The organism is Bacteroides rodentium JCM 16496, assembly GCF_000614125.1.
GTDB classification, from domain to species: domain Bacteria; phylum Bacteroidota; class Bacteroidia; order Bacteroidales; family Bacteroidaceae; genus Bacteroides; species Bacteroides rodentium.
Map to the genome: position 1 here is coordinate 1 of NZ_BAKJ01000093.1, position 6,469 is coordinate 6,469.

8 protein-coding genes and 1 pseudogene are annotated in these 6,469 nt (G+C 49.1%); 2 read left to right on the forward strand and 7 right to left on the reverse strand.

Annotated features, from left to right (window positions below):
- Positions 1–303 (forward strand): hypothetical protein (locus tag JCM16496_RS23130; protein ID WP_209441647.1); only part of this gene is annotated, 303 nt, incomplete at its 5' end.
- A 123-nt stretch (positions 304–426) separates the two neighbouring features.
- On the opposite strand, the gene JCM16496_RS22455 is transcribed toward JCM16496_RS23130, so the two are convergent.
- From JCM16496_RS22455 to JCM16496_RS20320, 7 genes and pseudogenes are all read right to left on the reverse strand, one after another.
- Positions 427–900: an N-acetylmuramoyl-L-alanine amidase gene (locus tag JCM16496_RS22455; protein ID WP_128809770.1), complete on the reverse strand. Its 474-nt coding sequence runs from the start codon at positions 898–900 to the stop codon at positions 427–429.
- Positions 901–945: 45 nt separating this feature from the next.
- Complete coding sequence (locus JCM16496_RS22830) at positions 946–1,047, reverse strand: smalltalk protein (RefSeq protein WP_159102488.1); 102 nt, start codon at positions 1,045–1,047, stop codon at positions 946–948.
- A gap of 161 nt (positions 1,048–1,208) precedes the next feature.
- Positions 1,209–1,705: pseudogene (locus JCM16496_RS20300) on the reverse strand (HU family DNA-binding protein).
- 252 nt (positions 1,706–1,957) lie between these two features.
- Positions 1,958–3,337, reverse strand: coding sequence for a replicative DNA helicase (gene dnaB, locus JCM16496_RS20305; protein WP_128809771.1), 1,380 nt, complete (start codon positions 3,335–3,337; stop codon positions 1,958–1,960).
- Positions 3,327–3,983: an LvrA C-terminal domain-related protein gene (locus JCM16496_RS20310; RefSeq protein WP_128809772.1), complete on the reverse strand. Its 657-nt coding sequence runs from the start codon at positions 3,981–3,983 to the stop codon at positions 3,327–3,329. Before JCM16496_RS20310 ends, dnaB begins: the two co-directional genes overlap by 11 nt.
- 282 nt (positions 3,984–4,265) lie before the next feature.
- Complete coding sequence (locus JCM16496_RS20315; RefSeq protein WP_244440522.1) at positions 4,266–4,472, reverse strand: DUF4248 domain-containing protein; 207 nt, start codon at positions 4,470–4,472, stop codon at positions 4,266–4,268.
- Between the two features lie 105 nt (positions 4,473–4,577).
- Complete coding sequence (locus tag JCM16496_RS20320) at positions 4,578–5,021, reverse strand: hypothetical protein (protein WP_025836347.1); 444 nt, start codon at positions 5,019–5,021, stop codon at positions 4,578–4,580.
- A 534-nt stretch (positions 5,022–5,555) separates the two neighbouring features.
- On the opposite strand from JCM16496_RS20320, the gene JCM16496_RS20325 reads away from it, so the two are divergent.
- Positions 5,556–6,469 (forward strand): DUF8469 domain-containing protein (locus JCM16496_RS20325; RefSeq protein ID WP_025836348.1); only part of this gene is annotated, 914 nt, incomplete at its 3' end.

Below are 6,469 nucleotides of genomic sequence, written 5' to 3' on the forward strand. Positions count from 1 at the left end.
GACTTTAGGTTTTCTGTATTTCCAAACCCTTTAAATAAGGACTTGAAAAACAAAACAAGAAAGTTCCATTTCTTTGCGAGTCGGACTGCAAAGGTAAGAAGAATTATTAATAAGTTCCAAATATTTTTTGGAAAATATTTCATTTCTTTTTATCTCTTTGTGTCACCGTTCACACTTCTGTTTCAGCATTTCAATCTTACCACTTTCCTTCTCTTGGAAAGCGGGTGCAAAGGTATAGGATTTAGCAATACAAGCCAAACATATCTACCATTTTCTTTTAATAAAAATGAAACTTTTTTGTAACTTACTGATTCATAAACGCATTTTGCGTGAACAATTTTAAAGAAAGAAAAAAGAGAGAAAATAAGCATACATTATATATATGTGCGTGCGCGCGTAAAATGCAAAGAAAGAGAATAAAACATTTTATAAGTATGCCGGATTGGGTGGTGCAGGCTCCGTCAAAATTGTCGCCGCATCAAAACAGGGACATTGTTTCACCCACTCTTCCGGCTCTATCTCCCCGTTATGGTTCAGGTCGGGACTCAAGTCGCGGTGACCGCAAAGCCGGGAACCGGGATAATCCTTCAGCAACAGCAGCACAAGTACGCGCAGGGAGTGCCTTTGGAAAGGGGTGCGTGTATCGGCAGGGCGACCACACTCGTCAAGACCGCCTTCGTAGCAGACACCGATGCTATTGGCATTCCACCCCCGGGCATGGGCACCGGGCAGGGACAAGGGACGGAGGGACTTGATGTCACCGTTCTTGCGGATATAAAAATGATAGCCTGCGCCGGAGAAGCCCCGGCGCAGGTGGTCTGTCGTCAAGTCGTGCTCCGTATAGCAGCGGTCGCAGCGGGTGGCGGAACAATGGACGACGATAAGATTGATGAATCTCATGAGAATTGAAAGTTGAAAGTTGAAAATTGAAAGTGAGGAATTTCGCTACAGAGGCATGGCATGGGCGCTCAGGGCACCAATGAGCGCAGAGGCTACAGCGATTATCACTTTCAGAATTTTATCCCAAACGGATGATTTTGTACTCATAAAATTAAAGGTTAAAGGGTTAAGGATGAAGGATGAAGGATTAGGGATGAAGGATGAAGGATGAAGGGATTCAAGTTTAGCAACTTGCGAAACTTGAGTTAAGTATTAAGGATTAGGAATGAGCCTGTATTCCTTAATCCCTAATCCCTATTCCCTATTTTCTATCCCAGCGGATTCTCGCCTTGGTCGCCGTCATTGCCGGAGCCGCCTTCGGAGCCGCCGCCCGAGCCGCCCTCCTCGGGCTTGTCGAGCACAAAGCCCACATTCGCGGGGCTGCGGGTCACGGCGGTGCTGCCGTTCACCAGCTTCAGTTCCTTGTCGGGGATAAAGCGGATATTCACCTTCGAGATATTACGCACCGTACATTTGTCCGAGGCCTCCATGCCGGGACAGCGGAACGTCATGTGGAAAGTGCCCAGCTGGTTCAGCTTCACCTTGTCGCCGTTGGCAAGGTTGCCTTGAATCTCCTCCACCAGGCTTCGATGACGTGTTTCACGTCGCCCTTCGTCATGGCACAGTTTTTCTGGATGGAGGCGGCAAGGACATCGACGTCCACGGTGCCGCAGGTCTTGGGTTTCTGACGGAGGTAGTACAACATGGGCGAAGCCGGGTCGCTCACGATTTTACGGCGCTGGAAGCGCTCTACAATTACATCCATAATTTTGAAAAGTTAAGGTTTAAGTTAAGAAAAATGAGTTATAAGAGAGAAGTGGGTAAGGGAAGGGATAAGGCGCCCGAATCAATGATTATTCCTTTTCTTAAGCACATCACAAAGATACAACATTAAGAAGCGGAAGTCAAGTATTTTGCCATTTTTTTTACCACAAAATACACGGAGACACAGAGTTTTTCAAGTAAAAAGAAAAATCTCCGTATCTTTGTGTCTCTGTGTTCTATAAATTTCCATCCATCACTTTGCATTCCTCGTCAGCCACTCCAATGGCGGTATGTAGTCCACCAGTTTTGTCATGCTTTGGTTATGATGGAAATAGACTTCACCGGTCTGGCCATTACGGTGCTTAGCTATGATGACGATGCCCAGGCCATCGGTGGGATAAGTACTCTTCTTGTCGACGGTCTTGCCGTAGAGGGCAGGGCGGCAAAGCAGCATCACCATATCCGCATCCTGCTCTATGGCGCCGCTCTCGCGCAGGTTGCTCAAGGTGGGGCGATGGTCTATGGTACCGTCGCTCGCCCGGTTCAGCTGGCTCAGCAGCAGTACGGGGATGTCCAGCTCCTTGGCCAGCAACTTGGCCTTGCGGCTTGCCTGCGCCACCTCCTGCTCGCGGTTGCGGTTTTTCTGGTCACTCCTCATGTCACACAGTTGCAGATAGTCCACAATCACCATGTCACAGCGGTTCTTGCTCTTCAGCAGGCGGGCGGAAGAACGCACGCGGTCCATGCTCGTCATCGGATGGTCGTCTATCAGTATGGGCAACCGCGACAACTCGGCAGACGCCTCATGCACCTGCCTCACCTCGCCGGGTGTGAGCTGGCCGCTGCGCAGGTGTTGCGGGTCTACCCCCTCCGTAGCTGCAAGCAGCCAGCGGTCGCCCAGGCGCTCGCCTTGCATTTCGAGGCTGAAGACCACCACATGATGCCCCGCCATGGCAGCGGCACGGGCCAGGTGGAGGGCAAAGGCCGTCTTCCCCACCGACGGACGGGCGGCAAGGATGTTCAGGTCGCCGCGCTGCCAGCCCGCCGTAACGTGGTCCAGAGCGTCAAAACCCGTAGGGATGCCCGTAATGCCGTTGCATCCGTGCTCCATACGCTGCTCCACCTCGGCCAGCGTGTCGTCCATCAGCCGGTCTATGGAACGGAGGTGGTCGGTTACGCCGCTCTCGTCCTCCAGCCCCTCCAGCAGTCGATGGGCTTCCACCAGGATGTCGTCAATATCCATCGACTCGTCGGCACTGGACGCCAGCAGTTGCTGGAATCCCGTACGCATGCTACGCCGCGTGTGCAGTTGCCTGAGGATGAGCGCATGATACTCCAAATGAGCACTGGAGCCGACCTTCGAGCTGATGCGTAGCAGTTCGTAAGGCCCGCCCACGGCATCGAGTTTGCCACGGGCTGCCAGTTCGTTCTTCAGCGTGATGGTGTCTATGGACTTCGCGCTGCGATACATCGATTGCAGGGCGGCAAAAATTTCCAGATTCTTCTCCTCGTAGAACATCTCGGGACGCAGTTTGTCCGCCACCAGAGGCATGGCAGCGCGCTCTATCATGCAGGCGCCGATGACAGCTTCTTCAAGGTCACTGTCGTGGGAAAAAGTAGTTTCAGTCATCATATTCATTTTCAAAAGATTTGTCCGCCAGATAGGTGGCGGCTTGTTTACAATATTTTTGGTTGTTCAGATGGTCGTAATATTCGTCGATGTTGTCCAGTGCCCGCTGCCTCTCGCCTGCCGTCAATTTTTTCCATTCGCGACGGGCCCGGCCGATGTTTACCTTGGGATGCTCGGTGATGTCATGAAACTTTTCCCAGAAGATGCGGAAGTCCTCTCCCACCCCAGCCGCCGGCGCTGCCTTCTTCTTCCGCGGGGCTGCTTTAGGACGGGCATTGCCGGTGAGGAAATCATAATCGGGGATACGGATGTGCATCACGTAGGGGTTGGCCACCCGCTCCACGATGCCGGCGTCGAACATCTTGTTGAAGAAGTAGCGCGTACGGTTGCGGGGCCACCCCAATATCTCCATCCAGCGGGCCAGGGAAAGTACGGACTCGCCACGTACACAGTCGAAAAGGTGTCCCCTGACGTTGCAGGTCACCGTACTGTAGTTGACGTGTGTCAGCACAAAGACAAAGGCTTCGAAGGCATCGGCGGCTTTCTCTCCGGTTTTCATATTCATTTGTTCCTCAAACAAGGCTTTGGGGAAGAGGAGATAGCCTTTCTTCAGCATCTCCGTTGTCATGGGTCTCATTTCTTTTTCCATTTTTGTCTATTCTTAATTCGATAATGCGACAAAGGTAAGGGACCAGCCAGGGGGATACAAATAAGCGGTTAGAATCGGCTAAAAATTAATGAAATACATAAGGTGGCGAGAGAGGGTTTCACCTCATCCTCCACCACCCTATATAATAATATACTAAAATAATCAGAATGTATTAGAAATACATTCTCTATTTCGCATATTTTTTAGAGACCAGAAGATACGGATTTTTCACGGTCATATCCTTCACGTGGTCGGGCATCCCCCAGTAGCTCAGGAGGATGCCTATCTGTACGGGGGTAAGGTGGGCAGTCCTGGCGGTATAGCCTGGTCCGTCAGGTCCTTCAGCAGGCAAGCGTGTTCCGCGATGGAACGGCGCAGGGCCTTTACAGCCGAGCAGGCATACGCGTAGTTTGGGTAATAGGCCACTGCCACATCTGCAATGCGATGGCATCCCTCAAGCAGCCATTCAAAACTTTGTTCTTTTGTCATTTTGATTAAATTTATTAATGTAACATGTTGCAAAGTTAGAATGGGAGGGAAAATGGGGAAAGTCCGCGTGGCAACAAGAAAACTTGCGGAGGGAGGAGGAAGCCCCTACCCCACCTCCTCCCTCTCCCTCTTGAAGTATCCCAGCACGGTGGCCGGGGCAAGGTTGCAGCGTTCCGCGCTTTTCAGGCGGCTCTGAAAGGTGTAGCGTGAGCATAGCACAAGGCAGAACCAAGTATAGTTCAAGCTACGGTGCAAGCGGTGCTGAAGGTGGTCGAAAAAACGGGAAACACGGACAAAGAAGCTGGCGATACGCTCGCGGGGGACAAAACGGGAAGGCTGTACGGCAGCATTGCAGGAGCGTTTGGCGGCACGTTCCATCTGTGCAAGGGTATACTCCAGTTGCTCGATGTCATTGCGGGTGTTCTCCATGGTTTGTTCCAATTTCTCGCGTCGTGCCTGTTGCTTGGCATATCGTTCTTTTCTGTCAGCGATTCGGTTTTTGAGGTCTTCTGCGGTGAGGTTTATTCCTTTGTTCTGGATTGATTTCATTATAAACGTCTGTTTTATAGTTGTTTGTCTGTATATAAGTTCACGAAAACACATCATCGTCTGCACCGAATGCATAATGCATAAAGGGCAAACGGATGATATATCAGGAGCAAATGTACGATGAATATTGCAGATAAAGTTCTTAATGACCATTAAGTCTTGTTATAAAACATGATATTATCTACTGCAAATTTGGAGATTATCAGAAAACACGTACCTTTGCAATGTGTTTTTCATAGTATTAGATTTAAGGTTAACGAAAGATTGGCTGTCTGGGATAGATAGCCTTTTTTTATGCCCGTACCATTCGATTCATCCAATCAGTATCAATTCACTTTATACAACTTTTTAACCCGCCAAAAGTGTTTTTAAACCCAAAAAGTTGTAGATTATAAATTCTATGTTTATATTTGCAACATGAAAAAAGCGCTCGAGAAAATGTAGTATCTACAACTCGTCTGTGAAGTAGGTGGCGGTTGTGATATAGACAGCGTTCATAAGACAAACAAGCAAGCAATCTACAACAATAAAAATATGAAAGTTAGACTTATGACGAAAGTTAGTGCTGCAACTCTCATTTCAGCAATTGCCTGCAGCATATTCACGGGATGTACCGAAAAAGACGTATACAATCCCGAACGTGGAAAAACAGAACTAAAGCCGGAGAGCGAATACTTTGACTTTGCAACAACAGTCCAGGTAGCTTTTGACGTGAATTATGGAAAAATCGCAGGAGGCGCATTAATAGAGGTGTTTACAGAAGACCCCATCTCCTATCAGACAAACAACCTCTACTCCATCAACGGCAAAGCGGTTTTTAAAATCTTTGCAGATGCAGACGGACGCTTCACCGGCAACGTAGAACTACCCAAAGCGACAGAAAAGGTATATATCATCTCACAAAGCTGGGGAGCCCCCATGTATGTGGAAGCGGATGTGGAAAACGGCAAAGTGGTGGTAGATATGACCGAGGACAATGCCAACACTCGCTCAGCTGCCATGACACGTGCAAAATCCAACCTGACTATCGAGCTAAAGGATAGGGAGGAGCGGGTATACTCCATCGTTGGATGGAAACGAGCTCACGGTAAGATTATTGACAATAATGACATTGTAACTACGGGAAATTTCAACGACGGAACTTTAAAGCAATTGCAACGCACGCTGTGGAGAGGCCATGACAGCAAACCCAACAATCTGGACAACAGAGATTTGGTGAGGGACACAAAGCACGTGAACACCACCATTGCCCAAGGATATATCAACAACCAGGGACAACACGTAACGATTACCGATGCAGAACTGTATCTGACCTTCCTGACCGAACGTGCCGGTTACCTGACTTCCATCGGCTATTATTACTACAAGACCAATGAAGTTCCCAACAGCCCTGACAAGGTAGACAAATTCATTATCATTCCCAATGCATCCATTGCAGGAGACGACCT